The sequence below is a fragment of the Sporolactobacillus sp. BBK16-2 genome (genome assembly GCF_059878335.1).
Genome location: NZ_CM187611.1, coordinates 434,429 through 454,053, shown reverse-complemented (window position 1 = coordinate 454,053; position 19,625 = coordinate 434,429). Strand labels below are relative to the sequence as shown.

At 44.9% G+C, this 19,625-nt stretch carries 23 protein-coding genes; 8 read left to right on the top strand and 15 right to left on the bottom strand.

Annotated features, from left to right (window positions below):
• Positions 1-386: 386 nt before the first annotated feature.
• The 5 genes from htpX to AC6F33_RS02390 form a co-directional block, all read right to left on the bottom strand.
• Entirely contained in the window at positions 387-1,277 is an 891-nt protein-coding gene (gene htpX, locus AC6F33_RS02410) for a zinc metalloprotease HtpX (protein WP_500777639.1), read from the bottom strand.
• Positions 1,278-1,289: 12 nt separating this feature from the next.
• A complete protein-coding gene (locus tag AC6F33_RS02405; protein ID WP_253063526.1) occupies positions 1,290-1,835 on the bottom strand; it encodes a LemA family protein in 546 nt (181 codons plus the stop codon).
• Positions 1,836-1,962: 127 nt separating this feature from the next.
• Positions 1,963-2,547, bottom strand: coding sequence for an ATPase (locus AC6F33_RS02400; protein ID WP_500778129.1), 585 nt, complete (start codon positions 2,545-2,547; stop codon positions 1,963-1,965).
• Positions 2,548-2,551: 4 nt separating this feature from the next.
• Positions 2,552-2,725 carry a hypothetical protein gene (locus AC6F33_RS02395; protein ID WP_255748341.1) on the bottom strand — a complete coding sequence of 58 codons (174 nt, stop codon included), beginning with the start codon at positions 2,723-2,725 and terminating at the stop codon, positions 2,552-2,554.
• Between the two features lie 118 nt (positions 2,726-2,843).
• Positions 2,844-3,620, bottom strand: a complete 777-nt coding sequence (locus AC6F33_RS02390; protein ID WP_500777638.1) for a tyrosine-protein phosphatase — start codon at positions 3,618-3,620, stop codon at positions 2,844-2,846.
• Positions 3,621-3,869: 249 nt separating this feature from the next.
• On the opposite strand from AC6F33_RS02390, the gene AC6F33_RS02385 reads away from it, so the two are divergent.
• Positions 3,870-4,076 (top strand): hypothetical protein, encoded by a 207-nt coding sequence (locus AC6F33_RS02385; protein ID WP_500777637.1) that lies wholly within the window; start codon positions 3,870-3,872, stop codon positions 4,074-4,076.
• Positions 4,077-4,081: 5 nt separating this feature from the next.
• Here AC6F33_RS02385 and AC6F33_RS02380 read toward each other — a convergent pair whose 3' ends face one another.
• The gene (locus tag AC6F33_RS02380) at positions 4,082-4,723 is read right to left on the bottom strand and encodes an NUDIX hydrolase N-terminal domain-containing protein (protein ID WP_500777636.1); all 642 of its coding nucleotides are present in this window, start codon (positions 4,721-4,723) and stop codon (positions 4,082-4,084) included.
• A 95-nt stretch (positions 4,724-4,818) separates the two neighbouring features.
• On the opposite strand from AC6F33_RS02380, the gene AC6F33_RS02375 reads away from it, so the two are divergent.
• Positions 4,819-5,568: a class I SAM-dependent methyltransferase gene (locus AC6F33_RS02375; RefSeq protein WP_500777635.1), complete on the top strand. Its 750-nt coding sequence runs from the start codon at positions 4,819-4,821 to the stop codon at positions 5,566-5,568.
• 3 nt (positions 5,569-5,571) lie between these two features.
• On the opposite strand, the gene AC6F33_RS02370 is transcribed toward AC6F33_RS02375, so the two are convergent.
• Positions 5,572-6,357 (bottom strand): glucose-1-dehydrogenase, encoded by a 786-nt coding sequence (locus AC6F33_RS02370; RefSeq protein WP_500777634.1) that lies wholly within the window; start codon positions 6,355-6,357, stop codon positions 5,572-5,574.
• Between the two features lie 249 nt (positions 6,358-6,606).
• Between AC6F33_RS02370 and AC6F33_RS02365 the strand changes: the two genes are divergently transcribed.
• Both AC6F33_RS02365 and AC6F33_RS02360 read left to right on the top strand, forming a co-directional pair.
• Positions 6,607-7,293: an NAD(P)H-dependent oxidoreductase gene (locus tag AC6F33_RS02365; protein ID WP_500777633.1), complete on the top strand. Its 687-nt coding sequence runs from the start codon at positions 6,607-6,609 to the stop codon at positions 7,291-7,293.
• 126 nt (positions 7,294-7,419) lie between these two features.
• On the top strand, positions 7,420-8,058 hold the full coding sequence (locus AC6F33_RS02360; protein ID WP_500777632.1) for an alpha/beta hydrolase: 639 nt from the start codon (positions 7,420-7,422) through the stop codon (positions 8,056-8,058).
• 75 nt (positions 8,059-8,133) lie between these two features.
• Here AC6F33_RS02360 and AC6F33_RS02355 read toward each other — a convergent pair whose 3' ends face one another.
• From AC6F33_RS02355 to AC6F33_RS02345, 3 genes are all read right to left on the bottom strand, one after another.
• Positions 8,134-9,075, bottom strand: coding sequence for a hypothetical protein (locus AC6F33_RS02355; RefSeq protein ID WP_500777631.1), 942 nt, complete (start codon positions 9,073-9,075; stop codon positions 8,134-8,136).
• Between the two features lie 15 nt (positions 9,076-9,090).
• Positions 9,091-9,579, bottom strand: a complete 489-nt coding sequence (locus AC6F33_RS02350; protein ID WP_255748332.1) for an HXXEE domain-containing protein — start codon at positions 9,577-9,579, stop codon at positions 9,091-9,093.
• A 149-nt stretch (positions 9,580-9,728) separates the two neighbouring features.
• Positions 9,729-10,295: a GNAT family N-acetyltransferase gene (locus AC6F33_RS02345; protein ID WP_255748331.1), complete on the bottom strand. Its 567-nt coding sequence runs from the start codon at positions 10,293-10,295 to the stop codon at positions 9,729-9,731.
• Between the two features lie 88 nt (positions 10,296-10,383).
• On the opposite strand from AC6F33_RS02345, the gene AC6F33_RS02340 reads away from it, so the two are divergent.
• Both AC6F33_RS02340 and AC6F33_RS02335 read left to right on the top strand, forming a co-directional pair.
• Complete coding sequence (locus AC6F33_RS02340) at positions 10,384-10,815, top strand: hypothetical protein (protein ID WP_255748330.1); 432 nt, start codon at positions 10,384-10,386, stop codon at positions 10,813-10,815.
• Between the two features lie 27 nt (positions 10,816-10,842).
• Positions 10,843-11,343 carry a shikimate kinase gene (locus AC6F33_RS02335; protein WP_255748329.1) on the top strand — a complete coding sequence of 167 codons (501 nt, stop codon included), beginning with the start codon at positions 10,843-10,845 and terminating at the stop codon, positions 11,341-11,343.
• Between the two features lie 531 nt (positions 11,344-11,874).
• Here AC6F33_RS02335 and trpB read toward each other — a convergent pair.
• Both trpB and AC6F33_RS02325 read right to left on the bottom strand, forming a co-directional pair.
• Complete coding sequence (trpB, locus tag AC6F33_RS02330; RefSeq protein ID WP_500777630.1) at positions 11,875-13,050, bottom strand: tryptophan synthase subunit beta; 1,176 nt, start codon at positions 13,048-13,050, stop codon at positions 11,875-11,877.
• 139 nt (positions 13,051-13,189) lie between these two features.
• Entirely contained in the window at positions 13,190-13,576 is a 387-nt protein-coding gene (locus tag AC6F33_RS02325) for a DUF2500 domain-containing protein (protein ID WP_500777629.1), read from the bottom strand.
• Between the two features lie 134 nt (positions 13,577-13,710).
• Here AC6F33_RS02325 and AC6F33_RS02320 point away from each other — a divergent pair, with 134 nt between their 5' ends.
• Together AC6F33_RS02320 and AC6F33_RS02315 are read left to right on the top strand one after the other, a co-directional pair.
• Positions 13,711-14,589: a cation diffusion facilitator family transporter gene (locus AC6F33_RS02320; RefSeq protein ID WP_255748327.1), complete on the top strand. Its 879-nt coding sequence runs from the start codon at positions 13,711-13,713 to the stop codon at positions 14,587-14,589.
• A 78-nt stretch (positions 14,590-14,667) separates the two neighbouring features.
• Entirely contained in the window at positions 14,668-15,297 is a 630-nt protein-coding gene (locus tag AC6F33_RS02315) for a cupin domain-containing protein (RefSeq protein ID WP_255748326.1), read from the top strand.
• A gap of 375 nt (positions 15,298-15,672) precedes the next feature.
• Here the strand turns inward: AC6F33_RS02315 and AC6F33_RS02310 are convergent, their stop codons facing one another.
• The 3 genes from AC6F33_RS02310 to AC6F33_RS02300 all read right to left on the bottom strand — a co-directional run bounded on the left by AC6F33_RS02310 (position 15,673) and on the right by AC6F33_RS02300 (position 19,502).
• Complete coding sequence (locus AC6F33_RS02310) at positions 15,673-17,058, bottom strand: hypothetical protein (protein ID WP_500777628.1); 1,386 nt, start codon at positions 17,056-17,058, stop codon at positions 15,673-15,675.
• 267 nt (positions 17,059-17,325) lie between these two features.
• Positions 17,326-17,763 (bottom strand): aminoglycoside 6'-N-acetyltransferase, encoded by a 438-nt coding sequence (gene aac(6') / locus AC6F33_RS02305; protein ID WP_480947990.1) that lies wholly within the window; start codon positions 17,761-17,763, stop codon positions 17,326-17,328.
• 365 nt (positions 17,764-18,128) lie between these two features.
• Positions 18,129-19,502, bottom strand: coding sequence for an amino acid permease (locus tag AC6F33_RS02300; protein WP_480947992.1), 1,374 nt, complete (start codon positions 19,500-19,502; stop codon positions 18,129-18,131).
• Positions 19,503-19,625: the final 123 nt, after the last annotated feature.

Below are 19,625 nucleotides of genomic sequence, written 5' to 3'. Positions count from 1 at the left end.
CTGGATAAAATGTGATTTGGCATCCATTCTTCGGTTAGGCGCGATTATTTCTGGATTGACTTGAATTTTCCCCCGATTGATGCCGAATTTGTCCTGATATAAGTTGCCATGGGCTCGATTCCCGGAATAGATGCACTTTTCCCCAGATTGGCCTGAAGTTTTCCCGGATTAAACTGTTTTTTCCCTGATTCATTCCGAGTTTGATTGGATAAAAGTCGCGGACACACTCGATTCCCGGATTAGGTGTACTTTTTCTCTGATTGTTTCGGACTTTCCCCCGATTAAATTGATCGTTTCCCCAATTAATTCCGAGTTTGTCCGCATGAATTTTTGCGCAAGTAAAAACCCCCTCGTTAGAATTTCTGCGAGGGGGCTGTTTATTTATTTTACATCGCCTTAAGCCGTTCGATTCTGCTTTCGGTTGATGGGTGAGTCGCAAACCAGTTGGTTTTCTTACGTTTCTTGCCAAACGGATTGGAAATGTACATTGAAGCCGTTGCATCCTTAACATGCTTCATACCTTTGTCATCACTGCTGATCTTGGTCAGTGCGTTGATCAACCCCTGCGGATCGCGTGTCAGTTCCACCGCCGATGCATCGGCTAGATATTCACGGTTGCGCGATACCGCGAGCTGCACGAATTGCGCGACGAGCGGCGCGAGAATGATCAGGACAAGGGCAATAATCATGAAGATCGGATTCGATTTTTCATTATTACGCTTATTGCTCCGGCCGCCGCCCCAGAAAAACATACGCTGGCCGATGTCTGCCACAACAACGATTACGCCGACAAGCGCAATACAGAGTGTCATTAAGCGAATGTCGTAATTTCGAATGTGGGAAAATTCGTGTGCGGCGACTGCAGCGATCTCTTCACGGTTAAGACGTTCGAGCAAGCCGCTCGTAAATGCAATGACGCTGGACTCCGGTTTCATGCCGGTCGCAAATGCGTTCGGCGATGGATCATCGACAATGTAAATTTTCGGCATTGGAACGTTCGCCGCAAGCGCCAGCTCCTCAACCACGTTAAACACCATTGGATTGTCGCTTTTCTTGATCTCTCGCGCGCCAGCCATGCTCAGAACTTGAGCACGAGCACTTGCAAACGTAATGGGCACATAAAATGCGAGTACCACCGCCGCAATGATCGGTCCTGAAAGCATGTCCCCGTTCAGAAAATAGCCGACCGCCCAGCCGATCACAAGGACAAGAAAACAGAAAAAGGTGAGCAGCACGAGCGTTTTTCGCTTATTTTGTTGGATTTGTTGATAGAGCATGAGCAGCCTCCGTTAAAAGGTAACCTTAGGCACGTCGCGTTCAGCCTCAGGGATTGTGAGCAGCTCTTCTCTTTTGAAGTTGAACATTCCGGCGATAATGTTCGATGGGAACGATTCACGCTTGATGTTATAATCCTTCACCGTCTTGTTATACAGCTGACGGGAATAAGCAACCTTGTTCTCTGTTGTCGCCAATTCTTCCTGGAGCTGCAGAAAGTTCTGATTCGCTTTCAAATCCGGATAGGATTCTGCTAAAGCAAAAATTGACTTCAACGCACCTTCAATCTGGTTATCCGCTTCAATTCGCTGCTGCGGCGTCCCGCTGATCAAACCATTTCGTGCTTCAATAACCTGATTCAGCGTTTCTTTTTCGTGCTTCGCATAGCCTTTAACCGTTTCCACGAGATTCGGGATCAGGTCATGGCGCCTCTTTAGCTGCACATCAATCTGACTGAACGATTCCTGCACCCAGTTGCGGAGCTTGACCAAACCGTTGTATTGAGCAATAAAATAAATCACGATAATTGCTAGGATGGCAATAATAATCCATGTTGTCATAAGTTCCCTCTCCTTTTTTTCTGTTGATTTAAGTATAGCATTTGAATGTCATCCATAGCCTATTCATGTAATAATTCCTATAAGAATAGGAAAAAACAGCTCCTCACGGTGTAAGATGCTGCTCAAGTTATGCTTCGTTTTCTTTTTTTTGAAAATACTCGATCATCCATGAGGGTACTGCATGCTTACGTTGTACAACGATTTTTCCACTTTGTATGATTGCTACTGTAGTCGGCATACCTCCAGTATTATCAATCAAAAATGACTCATCCAAAGCATCAATAAGTTTAAGAAAATGGTTAATTGACCGATCTTTTCTGCGAAATACATCTGCTTTGGGAATATTATGTCCTCCATTTTCAACACGATATTTAATTCTTCTTAAATTATACGAATCGTCTTGTAAAAACAAAAAGAACATTTTGATGGTAAATCCTTTTTCTTTTGCAGTCAAAATTTGATTCACTGCAAGTTTCCCAGATAGCGTTGTTTCCATTGAAAAGTTTATTTTCTTTTCAATACACTCGTGAATCATTTGAATTGTTTTTTTCCCTGCTTTTATTTGAGGATTATTCACATGATTTAATTTCATATTTTTGGCTATTAAGTCGGTGTCAACATTGATGTCGGAATCCATTTTATCCAAAATTAAGCTCCGAAAAGTACTTTTACCACTTCCGTTATTTCCGGCAAATACGTACAGTGTGCACATAAAGTTAAGCCTCATTAACGATTTTAATCGTTCCATCCGGATATTCTTCAACCATTTGTCCATTTTTCTTATAAACAATCGGTGTATTATTGGCCTTGCCGTCGATACGTGCACGATCAATGATGTATGGAACCATTCGAAGGATCTCTTTGTCTCTAGAATCAATATTTTTGTTCAAAGTAAACGACCTCCGTTCTCTTAACATGCTTTACTTAAGTATATCCTGTTTTTCTGCAGAATCCACAATAGAAAGAATAAGACGGCTTCTCTTTGCTCAAGCCGTCCTTTTTAAAAAATTATTCCAAACAAAAGTCCTTAATCCGCTCGCGATCGGCACGCGTGATGCCGAACTCTCGTTCCAGGTACTTGCCGAACTTGCCGTAGTTGCCGAAAATGGAGCCAATTGATGCGTCCAAATATTCTTCGTGCAACAAAAAGCCTTCTTCAAAATCTTTCAGTTGCTTGCCAGATACATAGTGTGCAGCCTCGGCAAACGTTTCCTGGTGATAAGCAACCAAGGTTTTATTTGAGAACAGGTAATCCTCCATAATGGTTTCGAAGGAAACGCCAAGGGTTCGCAAAAGCAGCATTGCGCCAACCCCGGTCCGGTCACGGCCGCCGGCACAGTGGTGAAGCACTGGCAGATTCTCTTCCGGTTTCTTAAACAGCTGCATCAATCGTTTATACGAACCGTTCTGAATCGGCATTTTCCGATAGACTTGCGCGAATTTTTCACGTGTAAATGTTTTATAAAAAAGCTCCGGATCCCACTCTTCTCTAGCGGTTGATTTATCTTCGCCGTTTACCGCAATCCGTTCATGCCGTTCATTTCCGATTTGAGGATCCGGTTTAATAATAGCCTCTGCTTTATCACGGTAATCATAGATGAGTTTGAGATTCAAAGGCTTAAGATTTTCTTTATCGCCATTCGTCATTCCGGTCAGTTCCGCAGAACGAAAAAGAAGTCCCTTTTTCACTTTCCGTCCGTCTCGTGCTTTTATTCCGCCCATATCGCGAAAATTATATACACCTTCAAGCGGCAGCACGCGCTCCATCAATACATTGCTTTCCATCAGCATCCCCTCTTCCCATTCAGCTTCTCTTTTTCATTTATTTTATCATAGTTTGTTATTCAGTTTGTTGCGACAATGCTAACGATCTGTCAAACTTTTATTTACTTAGTCTTTTTAAATGGAGATGGTGCAACCTGCGCGTACTTCCTATTGACCGGGTTCAACAATTGCGCAAGAACCGTATTTTGAAACTTATTCCTTGGGTTCATCGAATGGTTCTTAAAGCGACAAAATAACAGGAGGTAAAGAATGATCTTTTTCGAAAAGTTCTTTAACTGGTTGTTTTTTATTGGAATTATTCTGCTTTTCGGCCGACTGCTGACGCTGATTTTCCGGTTGATGCATGTGCCGTTTACAACCTTTTTCAAGGATTACAGTGTCATTTCTCTGGTCATTTTAATCGTTGGCGTGATTGGCTCTGAACGAATGAAAGGAATGAAGAAAACGAAAAAGTAACGTGCTCAGTCGAACTCTGCGACCCAATTTTGATCGCTCGCCGCTTTAAAGCACAGCTTGATTTGTTCCGAAGTATTCTTTTCCTCAGCTAGCGGCGGTAGTTCGTCAATCCCGAAATATCCGATCTCGGTTGTCTCGATGTTTTCCTCAAATTTTCCGCCGATCAGCGAGCAAAGTACGAACACTTTGCAGACGCCATAAGCATACACCGGAAGATTATGTGCATTGCGGTCTTGAACGGCAATAAGCCGGATCGGAACGACGTCCAGTCCAGACTCCTCCTTCACTTCCTTGACCGTATTCGATTTAATCGATTGATCCACATCGACCCATCCTCCGGGCAACGACCATGTGCCGGCATTCTCTTTCACCAGCAAAATCCGGTTATCTTGAAAAATCGCCGCACGTGTATCAAGCTTCGGTGTTTGATAGCCGGTTTCATTGCAGAAAATCGCTTTGACATGGTCGAGCGAGAAACCGGTTTTCAGGCTCAGCATTTCCGCTGCAATTTCGCGAATACGCGCGAATCGTTCCTGATCAAAGCGATCCTTTGAATAGGCGAGACCGGCCTGTGCCAGGGCTTGAAGCTCCATCGCCCAGTTCAGCCAAGGTTTATCGCTAAATCGTTCGCTGTTTCTCTCATTCATGCAAATCCCTCCAATGGGTATGTATCTATGAAAAGCGGAAATAATCGTGTACGATGATGGAAAGCACTTAACTAATTTTGAAATGAGGAATCAGGATGAACAACACTGATAAATTTACCGGCAAGGCTTCCATTTACGCACGCTTCCGTCCCGACTATCCGCAGTTGCTGCTGGATGATCTGCTTCTCCATCCGAGTGCGCAATTTACGGTGGCCGACATCGGATCAGGCACTGGCATTCTGACCAGACAGCTGCTCGATCGCGGCGTCAAGGTGATCGCTGTTGAACCCAATGAAGATATGCGTACCGCCGCGGAGACATCGCTTAGCGCATATTCTCAGTTCACATCAGTCTCCGGCAACGCCGAGCACACGCAACTTCCGGACCATTGCGCGGATCTGGTCACGGTCGCACAGGCGTTTCATTGGTTTGACGTCAATGATTTCAAGAAAGAATGCTGCCGCATTTTAAAGCCGGATCAAAAAGTTGCCCTTATTTGGAACAGCCGCATACCGAACGCACCGCTCATTAAAGAAACCGCGAAAATCTGCAAGACATTCTGCCCAAATTTTCGCGGCTTCTCCGGCGGTATTGATGGTGACCGTTCAAGTTTTTTACGCTTTTTCCGAGATGGCGAGTATTCTGTTAAAACCTATAGTCACCCGCTCCGGTATACGCTCGATGCCTTTATCGGCCGGCATTTATCGGCTTCCTATGCCCCTAAGCCGGACGATGCAAGCCGCCAGCCGTTCGTTCAAGCGTTGACGGAACTGTTCTCTCGTTATGAACAAAACGGTGCTGTTTCGTTTCCGAATGAAACACGATGCTATTATGGATGCGTATAAAGATCAGCCGTTTCCTTCTGAAAATTCCGGATAAAGTGACATACCACCATCCACAAAAATAGTCGTACCGGTCACATAACTTGATTCATTTGAGGCGAGCCAAGCCGCTGCGGCCGCAACTTCTTCCGGCTTGCCGATATAATTGATTGGAATCAGGTTCAGGGTACTTTGTTTTTGTTCGGGATCCGCAAACTTTTCTGCGTTGATTGGCGTTTGAATGGCACCGGGTGCAATTGCATTGACTCGAATGCCGCGTTTGGCGTATTCCAAAGCAATTGTTTCCGTGAACAGTTTGACGCCTCCCTTGCTGGCGGCATAGTGTGCAAAAGTCGGCCACGGAATTCGTTGATGAACGGAAGACATGTTGATGATTGTGCCTTTTTTATTGTGTGCCAAATAATGGTTGATCGCTGTCTTCGCACCGAGGAATACTCCGGTCAGATTGACATTCATAACCTTCTCCCAGTCTTCAAGACTGAGCTCATGCGTCTGTGCCCGATTTTCCATCCCGGCATTATTAATCCATACATCCAATCCGCCAAAATGTTCTACTGCTGCATCCAGCAAGGACTGGACGCCGCTCTCGGTTCCCACATCCGCTTGCACTGCAATGGCTTTCCCACCGGCCTTGTTTAATTCTTCAACCGTTTGTTCTGCCTGCCCGCTGTCACTGTTGTAGTTGATGACCACCGACATCTTTTCTTCGGCTAATCGGCGCGAAATTGCATTCCCAATTCCTTTAGATCCGCCTGTGACAACAGCTGTTTTTCCGAATAGATCTGAATACATAGTGCTCCCTCCAATTTTTCGTGTTCCTTTTATTGTGAGAAAAATCAGCGGGAATATCAAGTCAGACCGGTTGGCGATATTTACGCAGCCTCAAGCAGGCGAGCCAATTTAGTTTATTTTATTAAAACATGGAGACTATAATAATCTCTGTGAACATGATGGATGTTTCTGACTGTGACCGAGTTGTACGCGAACCTAGGAAGCACTCAATTCGGATCTATTTCAACATGAAGGAAGAGGAATTAAGTCATGAATCAGACCATGAACAAGGAACAAGTTAAAGAAAACATTTTATCCGCATTTCAATTCAGGCACGCCTGCAAGCAATTCGATCCGGCAAAGAAAATCAGCGATGAAGATTTTCAGTTCATTTTGGAAACCGGTCATTTATCGCCAAGCTCATTCGGTCTTGAACCGTGGAAATTTGTCGTCGTACAAAATAAAGAGCTGCGCGCCAAGCTTGCCCCGGCAGCTTGGGGGGCAACCGAAAAGCTGAAGACTGCAAGTCACTTTGTGCTGATTTTGTCTCGGCTGCAATCCGGACTGGATGCACATTCCGAGCACGTTCAGCACATGATCAATGACATTCAGCAATGTCCGTCGGATGTTGCCAAAATGATGACCAATGCGATCGCTAATTTTCAAAAGGTGGATTTCACCCTGGCTGAAAATGAACGTGTCTTCTTCGAATGGGGTTGCCGCCAGTGCTATATTGCGCTTGGTAATATGATGACTGCAGCTGCTGAAATCGGCATCGATTCCTGCCCAATGGAAGGCTTCAACAAGGATCAGGTGGAAAAAGTCTTAAGTGAAGAAGGCATTATTAAGGGCAACGATTTCGGGATTGCCTGCATGGCGGCTTTTGGTTATCGCGCCAAGGACCCACGTCCGAAGACAAGACAGCCGATTGAGGACGTTGTCGAGTGGAAAAAATGACTTTTATTATAGAAGAAACCTGCGTGGATTCGTTTGCGCAGGTTTTTTTTACACTTCAAGAACAATCCTTTGACTTACTTTTTGTAAGAAAATAAACTATAGCTATCAACTGAAAGAGGTGGGACCATGACCTATTTATATAAAATCAGTAAGCCTAAAACAATGACCGAAATGACGCCGATTCTTTTTACCATGCATGGTGTCGGCTCCAATTATCACGATCTCAGCTCCATTCCCGGAGATGGTGAGAAAAATTTTGTACAGATAGATGTACAAGGCGACCGGCCATATGGCTCCGGATTTACGTACTATGTGCCCGACTTTTCACGACAGACTGAAGAGGAAGTGATTAACGGCACCTTGCATGATCTTGATACATTCTTTGATGAAGCGATTCAAAAAGAAGGGCTCTCCGAAAAACAACCGAGATATTATCTTGGCTTCAGCCAAGGTGCCATTTTGGGCCTGTCCTACACTCTGCTTTATCCTGAAAAATCGAGTGGTGCTGTGATTTTGAGCGGTCGTCTGCCCGGTTATGTCGCTGAAGCTGCCCGAACAACAGAATTTGGCACGCAGCCAGCTTTCTTTGTCGGACACGGACAGTTTGATCCTCTCTTTCCGGCAAAAATCGGTCAGGCGACGCAGAGCTTTCTCGAAGGTAAGAAGCTGAGTGTCACCTATAAAGAGTACCCCACTGCTCATGGTGTCATTATGGATGAAGTCAACGATATTCAGAACTGGCTGAAGGCTCAGTTCGAGGCATAAGGTTGAACCCCCATTCGAGAACAATTCGAATGGGATTTTTTTAGCTTTTGCCAGAATGACAACCAGCCAAAAGTGTCACTGTCCAGATTCGATCAGTGTCACTCTTTTCTGTTCGATCATATCGCGCTGCTGCTTCAGATCGGTAATTTGCGCGTCTAAAGTGCTGAGCAGGCTATTGGTTTGCTGCAGAATCTTTCTAGTCTGCGATTCTGAGTTCTGAATCTTGCTGTGCACCATCCAATCGGTCACGATGTTATCAAAAAAGTAATCGGCGAAGTTCAGGAGTTGATCATTTTCGAGATCGGTTAGCGCAGTATCGGTAATGTCGCTCAATTCGTTTTGGAACTGTCTCAGTGCTTGCTGCGCTTCATGAATATCGCCATGCGCGTCATCCATCTTTTCATGTTTTATCGCTGTCGAAATGAAGCCCCCACCGAACATGTCCCAGTTCGACCAACCTTCCGCAGATCCTAACGATTTAAGTGCGCGTTCAAGCGCGTTGCGTGCCTGATTTCCAGCAAAGATCGCCTCACCATATTCTTTGATGCTGGCGCGAAGCTCCGCCTCATGGTCCATTAATTTGTACAGCTCCTCACCTAGCGGTGATTGGGCGTCATGAATCAGTTGCTCTTTTCTCTGCATCCACTCTGAATAGCGCTCATCCGCATTTCGCACGGATGCTAACTGGCTTTCTAGCTCAGCCATTTCTTTTTTCATATCCTCCGAAGTGCGACAAGCCTCCTGATACTTCAGCTCTGCCGCCACTGCTTCCTGCTTCTCCTTATCAATTTTTTCCAGTTTTCGTCCAATAATTGAATAAAGAATAGCGGGCACGCTGAACGACTCCATACGCTCTACATCTCTTTGTTCCTTATGAAGCATGGATTTAAGCATATGCACTTTTATTTCCTGCTGCTCTGCCTCATCCTGCAGACGCCCAAGCTGATCTTCCCATTTCCGTTTGTACTTCACTTGTTCTTTGATTTCTAGAAGTTCTTTGTCGAATCGATCAAGCATTGCGATTTCCCCCTTTTAATAATGAATCAGTGTTCCCGCAAGTCGAAACAGCAACGGAATAGCCAATAGCAAAAGTGCAGCCATGATCCCTGTTGCGCCAATTAAATCGGCAAGTGACAAGAGTTTTATTTGAAAAACTCTTGTGATCAGAAGCCCATTCACCGGCACAAGCACCAAGAGTCCTGTCATCAATCCCGGCGAATATCTTCTTTCAAGAATCGTTGATGGCAGATGAACAAGGAAAACGTTGAGGATCATTGCACCGACATAACCAAAATAAGCATATTTCAAAAACCATTGATCGGGATAGAAAAGATAGAAAGCCGTGATCAAAACCGCAAGAGCTGTGACAAAAAGAACAGCGAACAAAAATTGATCTTGCGTAGGCTTTGGTTGCCTTTTTATTTTCGACGGCTGCGCAGATTTTCTCACAAGCCAAATGGCTTCCTCAGCATTATGAAGGAAGAAGGCAAGTATGAAAAGTAGTAAAAGATATGAGGACATGGCGGCCTCCTAAAAGTTAGTAACCGGCTGCAAGATACTTGAGAGTGCGGACATCCAATCATCATCAAAGTCGTTGATTCCATTTTATTCGTTATGTATTGCGAGGGTCCTATATGAAGTGACAAGAATTGTGCGATAGGTATAGATTTTCATTTGTTAGCTTTCTTGTTTTTCTTTGCTTTCCACTCGGAATCAAGTATTCCGTACACGACATGATCCACGTAATGATCGTAAAGCCATTCGGCTTGGCGGATGCAGCCTTCTTGCTTAAATTCGAGCCGTTCAGGCACGGCACGACTCTTTTTATTGCCTGAAGCAGCGCGAATTTCCACCTTGTGCATTCCGAGTTCATTGAACGCGTAATCAGTCATTGCGGCAGCCGCGCGTGTCATGAGCCCCTTTCCTTGGTAACCGGCACCAAGCCAATAGCCAATTTGCGCAGTCTTGTTCATCATATTCAATTCATTGAACCCGATCACTCCGGCAGTCGCTCCATTGAACAGAATGACCGTTGTCAAGCTGCGATTCTCACCATAACCTCTTTGCGCGCCTTGAATGAACGCACGCGTATCGTTAACGGTTCTTGTCATATCCAGCCAAGGCAGCCATTCGCGCAAATGATCGCGCGACTTATCGGTCATCTCAAAGATTCGCTCTGCGTCACCCAGATCAATGAGTTTCAATGAGATCTCATTATCAATTTTATGAAGGAACATAGGACGCATCCTCTCATTTTTTTCTATTGTATCATCACTTGAACGACAATATGGTTTAGAATGGAAAAAAAAGCACTGGAGGAATCTAATGAAAATAGTTAGATGGGTAATTTTGTGCGTACTGCTTTTGTTTGCTGGGGGCACACTTTTATCTAAACATGAACCGCCAACTGCCATTGTCACGGTGAATCATGCTCGGATAGAAACGGTAGAAAAAAATTATAATTGGTACTATGGATTATTCTATCTTAATCGAGTATCCGGTCATTCAGACATTATATTTAACATGTTGCACACCAAAGTGATCAAACCAGGCACAAAAGCGAAAATTAATTTTGCCGATCATTCCAATCCAAAGCTTATGGCGTACATCTGGCGTGACCGTAAAACTGGACCGGAACTGGCTGTCCACAAAAGTCAAATCACACTTCCGAAAAAACCAGGAACCTATGTTATCCTCCTCCAATCACAATGGACGCGCGGCAGTTCTGATTATGTATTCTCTGTTAAGGTACAATAACGGACTTTATTTAAAGGAGATTTCTATATGAACGAGCATCCGAAAAAAAACGTCATCTTCATAACGGGTATGTCCGGCACCGGAAAATCCACCACGTTGATTGAACTGGCGCGCAGAGGATACACCGTTGTCGACACCGACTATGATGGATTCAGTATGGAGGTGCCGCTTGCCGGTGGGCAGGGTTTTGAACAGCTGTGGCATGAAGAGCGCATAAACGAGCTTCTTTCAAAGCATGATGAAGGCATAGTGTTTATCTCCGGCTGCGTCCGCAATCAGAGCAAATTTTACCCTCAATTCGATGTCATTGTACTCTTGTCTGCACCTCTCGAAACCATCCTTGAGCGTGTCAAAACGCGTAATAATAATCCCTTTGGAAAAACGTCAGAAGATCGAGAACGGATCATAAGTGACTGTACCGCAGTTGAACCGCTTCTTCGTGCCGGGGCCACTTTGGAAATCAATACGCAAAAACCAATTCATGCTGTTGTTGATGAACTTGAGGCAATCGCTAAAGCCATTTACTAACACATTTATAAAAACTCAGTAGAACGCGTCAGGTCTTTACTTCCGCAGGATACGGTAGCTTTCGTGTTGCGTGCAGGACGTGATGTTTTCGCGTTCTTAGCGAAAGTTTCTTTGCTACAAATGCAGTATTGAATCATCCACCTTGTGCTTGAACAGACATCTCGATTTCAAAAGGCAATGTGTCCTTAATTAAGTAACGAGTAAAATAAGCGGAAATTTTCCGCTTATATGCATCATGGCACTTGCTTCGCGGGTAAATAAGGGTAATTTTTCCGGTTATGCAAAGAAAAAGCCTCCATTTTCACGTTCTTCGGTTCGATAAGCGGAATTTCTCCGTCTATTTATGCAATTTTTTCATTCATTTTCTAATTAAACGGAATTTCTCCCTTTATTTCTCAGATTGGGCGCTACCTGATCGTCCACACCATTCGCTAACGCATGCATAGAAAAAAAGCGGCCCAAGCATTCGATTTGAATGCCAAGCCGCCTTTTTTGTTTCATCTATCTATTTTTCAGATCACATAGTCATTTTTATTTTTTGTGCAGCATCTCATATACTTGCTTCACATCTTTATCGCCGCGGCCGGAGAGGTTGACGATGATGCTTTCATCCTTCGGCAGCGTCTTTGCAAGTTTCATTGCATAAGCTACGGCATGCGCGCTTTCCAGCGCCGGAATAATTCCCTCAACCTTAGAAAGATTCAAGAACGCATCAAGCGCTTCTTGACCGGTCACAGTCACATATTCACCGCGGCCGGATGCCTTCAAATAGCTGTGCTCCGGTCCGACGCCTGGATAATCCAGGCCAGCAGCAATGGAATAGGTTGGCTTTGGATTATTATTTTCGTCCACCAGGGCGTAACACTTAAATCCGTGGATAACCGCCGGCACTCCTTCAGCAATGCTTGCTGCTTCAATGGGCTCCACACCGACAAGACGGACACTCGGTTCGTCAATGTAATGGGCAAACGCGCCGATCGCGTTGCTGCCGCCACCAACGCAGGCAACAACTGCAGTCGGCAGCTTGCCTTCTTTTTCCAAAATCTGACGTTTCGATTCCTCACTGATTACCGATTGGAAATGGTGCACCATCGTCGGATAAGGGTGCGGCCCGACCGCCGAACCAAGCAGATAGTAGGTCGTCTCATGGTTTTGAACTAAGTCGCCTAATGCAACATCAACGGCATCCTTCAGGCGTCCTTGCCCTTTTTCTACAGGAACGACTTCGGCGCCAAGCAGTTCCATCCTGAAGACGTTCAATGCTTGGCGTTCGGTATCATATTTACCCATATAAATCGTACATGGCAATCCAAACAGAGCGGCTACAGTCGCCGTTGCGACACCATGCTGTCCGGCACCGGTCTCGGCAATAATCCGTTTTGCGCCCATCCGTTTCGCCAGTAAAATCTGGCCGATTGTGTTATTAATTTTGTGCGCGCCAGTGTGATTCAAATCTTCTCTTTTCAGATAGATTTTCGCGCCGCCCGCTTGTTCCGTCAGATTCCTCGCAAACGTCAGCGGATTTTCACGCCCCACATATTCTTTCAAATAATAATGCAATTCCTCGTTGAATTCAGGATCATCCTTGTACCTGTCGAACGCTTCGGCAATCTTCGCCAAAACCTTCTGCAATTCCTCCGGTACATAGCTTCCGCCGAATTCACCAAATGTTCCTGCCTCTGTTACTACGCTCGTGCTCTTACTCATCTCTACTCAGCTCCTGTTCTTTTTTTCGCATCTGCCCTATGGAAGATGCCGAAAATGTAGTGCTCTATAAGTTTCTGATAAATTGCTGATAAAGTCAAGGTAAATTAATTGACTGGCACAAATTTTCCAAACTTTTGCATCAATCGTGATACTGCACGTCTGCGTTCTCTGATTCACGCGTAAAGCCTTGAAATCTGGTTCCTTGAAAATCAAGCATGCCACGATCTCCTTCGGCTAGTTCACCGTATTCAGAGCCGTTTAGGCGAAACTCCATCCGATCTCCGCTTTCGACTTCAAATGTGGCATAATAGTTTGTGGAAACCATTGTTTGATTTCCGCCTGAAGTCTGTGTTCGTTTCGCCACCACCGAGGCATGTACGCGGAGTCGTGGTTTTTGCTCATTCGAAGACCACGTCGCCATCCCTTTTACAGCACTTACTACGATGATTGCAATAACAGCGAAAAATCCAATGTAAAACAAAATCTGCATGCCTTGAAAACTGGCATCAAATGAATTGCCAATCATAAAATAACCTCCTGGCTTGGATTTGCACGTTCTCTTTTGGGGTATTAGGATATGAGCTTAAATCATATTTTTTCCATTATAGCAAAAGATTTTATGTAAACGGCTTAGCAAAAAAGAAAGTTAGGGTGTTTGTAATGATTCAAGATAAATACTTGAACTTAAAATTAAGTGAGCGCGGCGCAATCATCAGCATTATTACCTATCTCGTTCTATCAGCACTGAAATTATTTGTCGGTCTCACCATGGGATCACGGGCACTCAGCGCCGACGGATTTAATAATGTGACCGATATTGTTGCATCAGCTGCCGTGCTGGTCGGCCTGCGTCTTTCCCAGCGTCCGGCAGACAGCGACCATCCATACGGTCATTGGCGCAGCGAAACCATTGCTTCGTTGTTTGCCTCTTTTGTCATGATGGCTGTTGGCGTTCAGGTATTCTTCGACGGTGCAAAATCAATTTTTACAGGGCATGAGGAAAGGCCGGATCTTCTCGCTGCATGGGTCGGCTTATTTTGTGCCGCGGTCATGTTTTTCGTTTACGCGTACAATAAACGATTATCCATGCGGACAAAGAGCGCGTCCGTGCTGGCGGCAGCTAAAGATAATTTGTCTGACGCATGGGTCAGTGTCGGTGCGAGCGCCGGTATCATTGGCACGCAGCTCCATCTTCCATGGCTTGATTCGGTTGTCGCTCTTTTGATCGGCGTCCTGATCTGCAAAACGGCGTGGGATATTTTCAGAGAGTCATCCTACAACCTGTCCGACGGCTTTGACGATGAACTCTTAAGCTCGTTTGATCAGATTGTTCATTCTGTCTCGGGCGTTGAAGGTGTTCGCGATATCCGTGGCAGGACCTATGGTAACAATACGGTCATCGATTTAGTCATCGTTGTCCATCCGGACATGGGGCTTAGGGAAGCACACCAAATCTCATCGCAAGTCGAGAAAGTGCTGATGGACAAGTACGATGTTTTTGATGTACATGTTCACGTTGAGCCGAACGAACAGAATTAATTTGGAATAGAGGAACCCTCCATCATGCCTTGTCATACGGTATAGCGTTTAGCCCATTAAAAATGGAGGATGACGCGCATGCAAGTAAATCCATCTGATCCCGCTTTCCGCTTATCCGCAGACTCGACAAAAACGATCACAGAACGGCGTGATACAAAAAATTACATCAGCCAATTGTTCGGTCCGCAATTTCCGGAAATAAAAAACGGTTTTTTTAATGCCCATATGACCCGTGGCATCATTATTCAGCCTCACTGGCATCCCAATGCTTCAGAAATGGTCTACATGATCAGCGGTTCCGTGATTACGTCGGTGTTCAACCCCTTCACGCAAAAGTTGATGAGTTATCAAATCGGTCCCGGCGAGGTTTCGATGCTTCCGAGGGGCTGGTTTCACTGGATTATCGCTTTGACTGATGATGTCCATCTGCTCACTATTTTTGACGTGCCCACTCCTGATGTTGTTTTAGGTTCTGATTTTCTGCGATTTACACCGGCAGAGGTGATGAACCGAGCTTATTGTATTGACCCAACTGCCTACGCGCAAACCGTTGCGCCGATTCGCAAGTCAACCATTCTCGGTCCCCCAACAGACTGTGCAAGCGCCAATGTACCGAATGCCCATCCCGTGCAGCCGAGCACCCAGCAGCACCAGAGTTATTTTGCCGGTCCCGCTGCAGCGAATCCGAATCCGAGTACGTTCTCATAAGATTAATGCGGGTGAGGAATTTCATTAATAAGAAAAACCGAGCAAAAAAACGCCCGGTTTTTATTCTCCATCCATATGTGATTGGTTTGTGTTTTTACGGTGCTGAATCATCGCTTCGGTTGCTCGCTGGTACGCGATCAACAGGACCGCACCCGCAGGCGTCTCGCACCTCTGCTTTGATTCTCGGCCAAGACACTTGTTTATCCGTTTAAATACGGGGCAAAATTTTATACTTTTTTTACTTGTAAGAAAAACCGGGCAAAAAACGCCCGGTTTTTTATTAATTCCAGCAGATGGCGAGCATTTTGACCAGCATCTCCAAGGACAGGTGAAACGAATGATTTGCGATATGAACACATCAAAAATGATTCGACTTTAGTCAATTTCTGCGTACTGCTGAACAAGCACATCCATCGGTACTCCGTCTGATAATGCACGCAAATACTCGGTTGCGGGATTGGTCATCCGATCAGCTCGGTCATAAAGCGGTTCTAAAAAAATCGATTCTTTTTTGCCACGTCTTTCAAGACCGATTTGAGCAAGATCAAGAATGGACAGGATCAAATGTTGCAATTGATCTCTGTCAATGAATTCCAACATCATCCCCTTGCAGAAGGCCTTACGCAGCGCCTCAGCATCCTGCCCATGACCGTATAAGACATGATCTTGCGCAAGCAGTTCTTTTAGTTGCGGAAGCATTTCAACAAGACCAACATGAAACGCTGCTACGGTCATGTTATCCTTGATAGGCTGGCAGCAGCAGCTGCGAAACTCAATGGTACCGCGATACGTTAAATCTTCCAGCTTGAATGTTCTTAGATACTGCAAATCTTCAATTTCCGGTGTAAAAGCGATTTTTTGATAGTCTGAACCGTTCCAAAATTCACCAACCCGATCACCGCCGCTGAAATAGTCAGAGACAGGAGTCGGCGTAAAATTAATATAGATTTCATTCCGCATCACACAATAAATGCTCTCCTGCTGCATATAATCAAGCAAATCCTCTACGGAAGTCAAATTCTGCTTATAAAAACCAACGTTCTTCGGATTCAGCCCATGCATACTGTTTTCCCACAACATATCACGAACGCAAATCGCATTGCCTTCTTCCTCAGGCATGACCGAATTCGAAAAGAGCAGTGCCTTAATCGGTTCCAGCTTTTCGAACGTTTGAATGGTATCTAACAATTCTGATTCGTAAATATCAATTTGCACTTGCGATGCATTGGAAAACATTCCAAAATTAGGATAGGTATGAAAGAAATCGGGATGCGTATAGTGCTTATAGAGTCCTAAAAAATGATACAGCATCCGATAACGTTCATTAGGAATTGGGGTGCTGTGGTTACTATTACGATAAGGATTTACACCCATTCCTGTCAGCGAATGACGAAAAGGTCGAAGAAAGCGGTTGATAAAGCGATAGTACGTGCTGAACCGCTCATTTAAAGCGAAAAGGTCTCTTCCCTTTCCAAGTGAAATCTCCAATGTGTTGTAAGAGCAATCATACGATAGTGAATCACCAAATTCGAGATTCTCAAGCAAATAAACATGTCCTTCATCATCTCTTCCCAATGCTTCCATGTGAAAACGATCGGCAAAGGCTGAGGTCAGTTGGTGTACCACTGAAAAATTGACGGGCTGCGCATCCATATGAATAATTGGCATTTCAATTTCAATGCCAATAGATCTTTCTCTCTTGTCAGTAGTTGGCGTAATATAGCGATCATACAAGGCGTTTATGATGACAGATTTGTTCATTGTTTATTCTCCATCTTTTTGATTGAACATTTCACCAACAGTCTTGATTTATAAACAGCATCAATTCAAATAAGATCTACGACACCCCAACCCAGATATACCATTTCAATCAACATTAACTATTGGTTGACGTATAATTATACGTCATAGTATTTACAGCCTGTTCATCAACTATCATTTCTCCATAAAAATCAGCCCACTCAGTCCTTACTGCACCATGCGAGGATCTTTATAAAAATGTTCCCGTTCTAAGATGATCCGCACCGTTTACAAATCTTTAATAAAAGAAATCGTTCGATTCGCTTCGTGAAAGCCGGCTTCAATATGAAACGAATAGCCGGGCTGATTCGACAGCTCCGTGTCCGAACCGATTTGCTTGCAGCCCTTGGCCTTCGCCCACAGCTCTGCTGCTTCCACCAAATTTTGTGCAACACCCTTTCGTCTGAAGTCTGACTTCACATAAATTCCTTCTATATATCCGGTTAGACTCGCAACTGCTCTCTCAACATAACCCTTTCGGATCGACATATGGATAAACGCAATAAATGATCGTTCTTGTTTGATCATGTAAAACACATGATCAGCGGAATGAAGCTGCTCCTGCGTTTTCTCAAGCAATTGATCGCGCGTGTCATGCGGCCACAATTCGAGCTCCAGATCGACGAGTGCGTCCAATTGATTCATCGTTCCTTTAAAAATTTCCATAGCCCATCGTCTCCCCTAACTTTCTTTTCTCTTCATTTTATCGTGAAATCAGAAATGCGAAAGCGGAAAGCAATAATTTCTCTGTTAATTCCTGCTAAGTTGCCTCTCTTCGGTTGAACTTTTGATGGCGTGGGGTCAACTTTCCGAGTGTTCGGTTGAACTGCTTCTTTTCGGTCTAACTTTCTCACTCTTTGGTTTAACTTTTTATGCATTCGGCCTAACTTTTCGAGTGTTCGGCTCAACTTTTTCTCTCTTCGGTTGAACTTTCACTTGTTTATCACTTTTCCTATAGATTTGCGATTTTATTCAGTCATTAACGTAAAAGAGGCCATCCGCAAAGGACAGCCTCTTTATTCAGTCCACATTTAAGACAAATTTTCACTTTCGTGCGATTTTGCTTCATTTTTCACTAGAAATGAAACGACAATCAAGATCACCATAATGGCCAGACAGGTCAGCGTTCCTACCCGATTGGCTGCATTGAGGACGAATGTCACAAAGATTAATGACAGTGAAACCAAGCCGACAATGGTCATATACGGGAATCCGGCCATTTTGAAAAACGGAAGCTGTTTATAGCTAGGGCGCAGCTTCAATTCAGCCGCGCAGATGGCGATCCAGACAAGACAAATGGTGAATCCGGGAATGCTCATCAATTGATTGATAATCTGACTTGGCGATAAGTACGCCAGCACAACACCAATAGCCAGGAAACTTGTCGTCAACGCAATCCCGCCAAGCGGCACACCACTTTTTGACAGCTTGCGCACAAAGCCTGGCGCTTCGCCGCGTTCAGCCATGGCATACAGCGTCCGCGTTGTCGCATAAATTCCTGAATTTGCTGCCGAAAGCACGGCTGTCAGCAACACAAAGTTCATCAAATGCGGTACGCCGGGCAGACCGACTGCTTCAAACACTTGAACGAACGGACTGCTTTCCGTGGCAGAGACACTGCTCCACGGCATCATGCCGCAAATAATGATGATCGGCAAAATATAGAACATGATCACCCGAGATACAACGCTCTTTATGACCTTCGGCAGAACATGTTCCACGTCTTTGGCTTCCGTTACCGTCAAACCAATCAATTCGGAGCCGCCATATGAAAAAATAACAACGAGAAGTGCAGAAATCATTCCGCCGAACCCGTGCGGGAAAAAGCCGCCGTAACCGAACAGGTTCTTCATCGGATTGGCCGGACTCGGAATGATGCCAAACAGAATCAACAAGCCGAGAATAATAAACACGATAATCGCACCGATTTTGATTCCGGCGAACCAGAATTCGAATTCCCCATATAAACTGACTTGAAACAAATTAATTCCGACAATGAACAAGCCGCACAAGCCCGCGAGTATCCAAAGCGGGACACTTGGGAACCAGTACTGAAGAAAGCTGCCCGCTGCAAGCACTTCAACAACGGTCACAATCATCCAGTTGATCCAGTACAGCCAGCCGATCATGATCGACGTGCGGAAACCGAATGCTTTATGCATCAAATGCTGCATGTTCAGCCCCGGATAAGCGATCGCCATCTCCGCAAGTGCCACCATAACAATAAACAAAATCAGACCGCATACCAAATAAGCGATCGTAACACTCGGGCCGGCGATATTCAGGGTATCGCCGCTTCCTTTAAAAATACCTGTGCCGATCATTCCGGCCATAGCCATAAGCATAATGTGGCGCGGCAATAATCCGCGCCGGAGTGATTCCTTCTTTCCTTCTGTTGCAGCCATTTTTTCTTATCCTTTCTCTCTATGGTTTACAATCCCGCTTTAAAGTGATAAAGCGGGCGGTATTTTCAATTATAGTCGTCTCCCTTCGACTGTCAAGATCCCATTTTTTCAAAGAGTCACTCC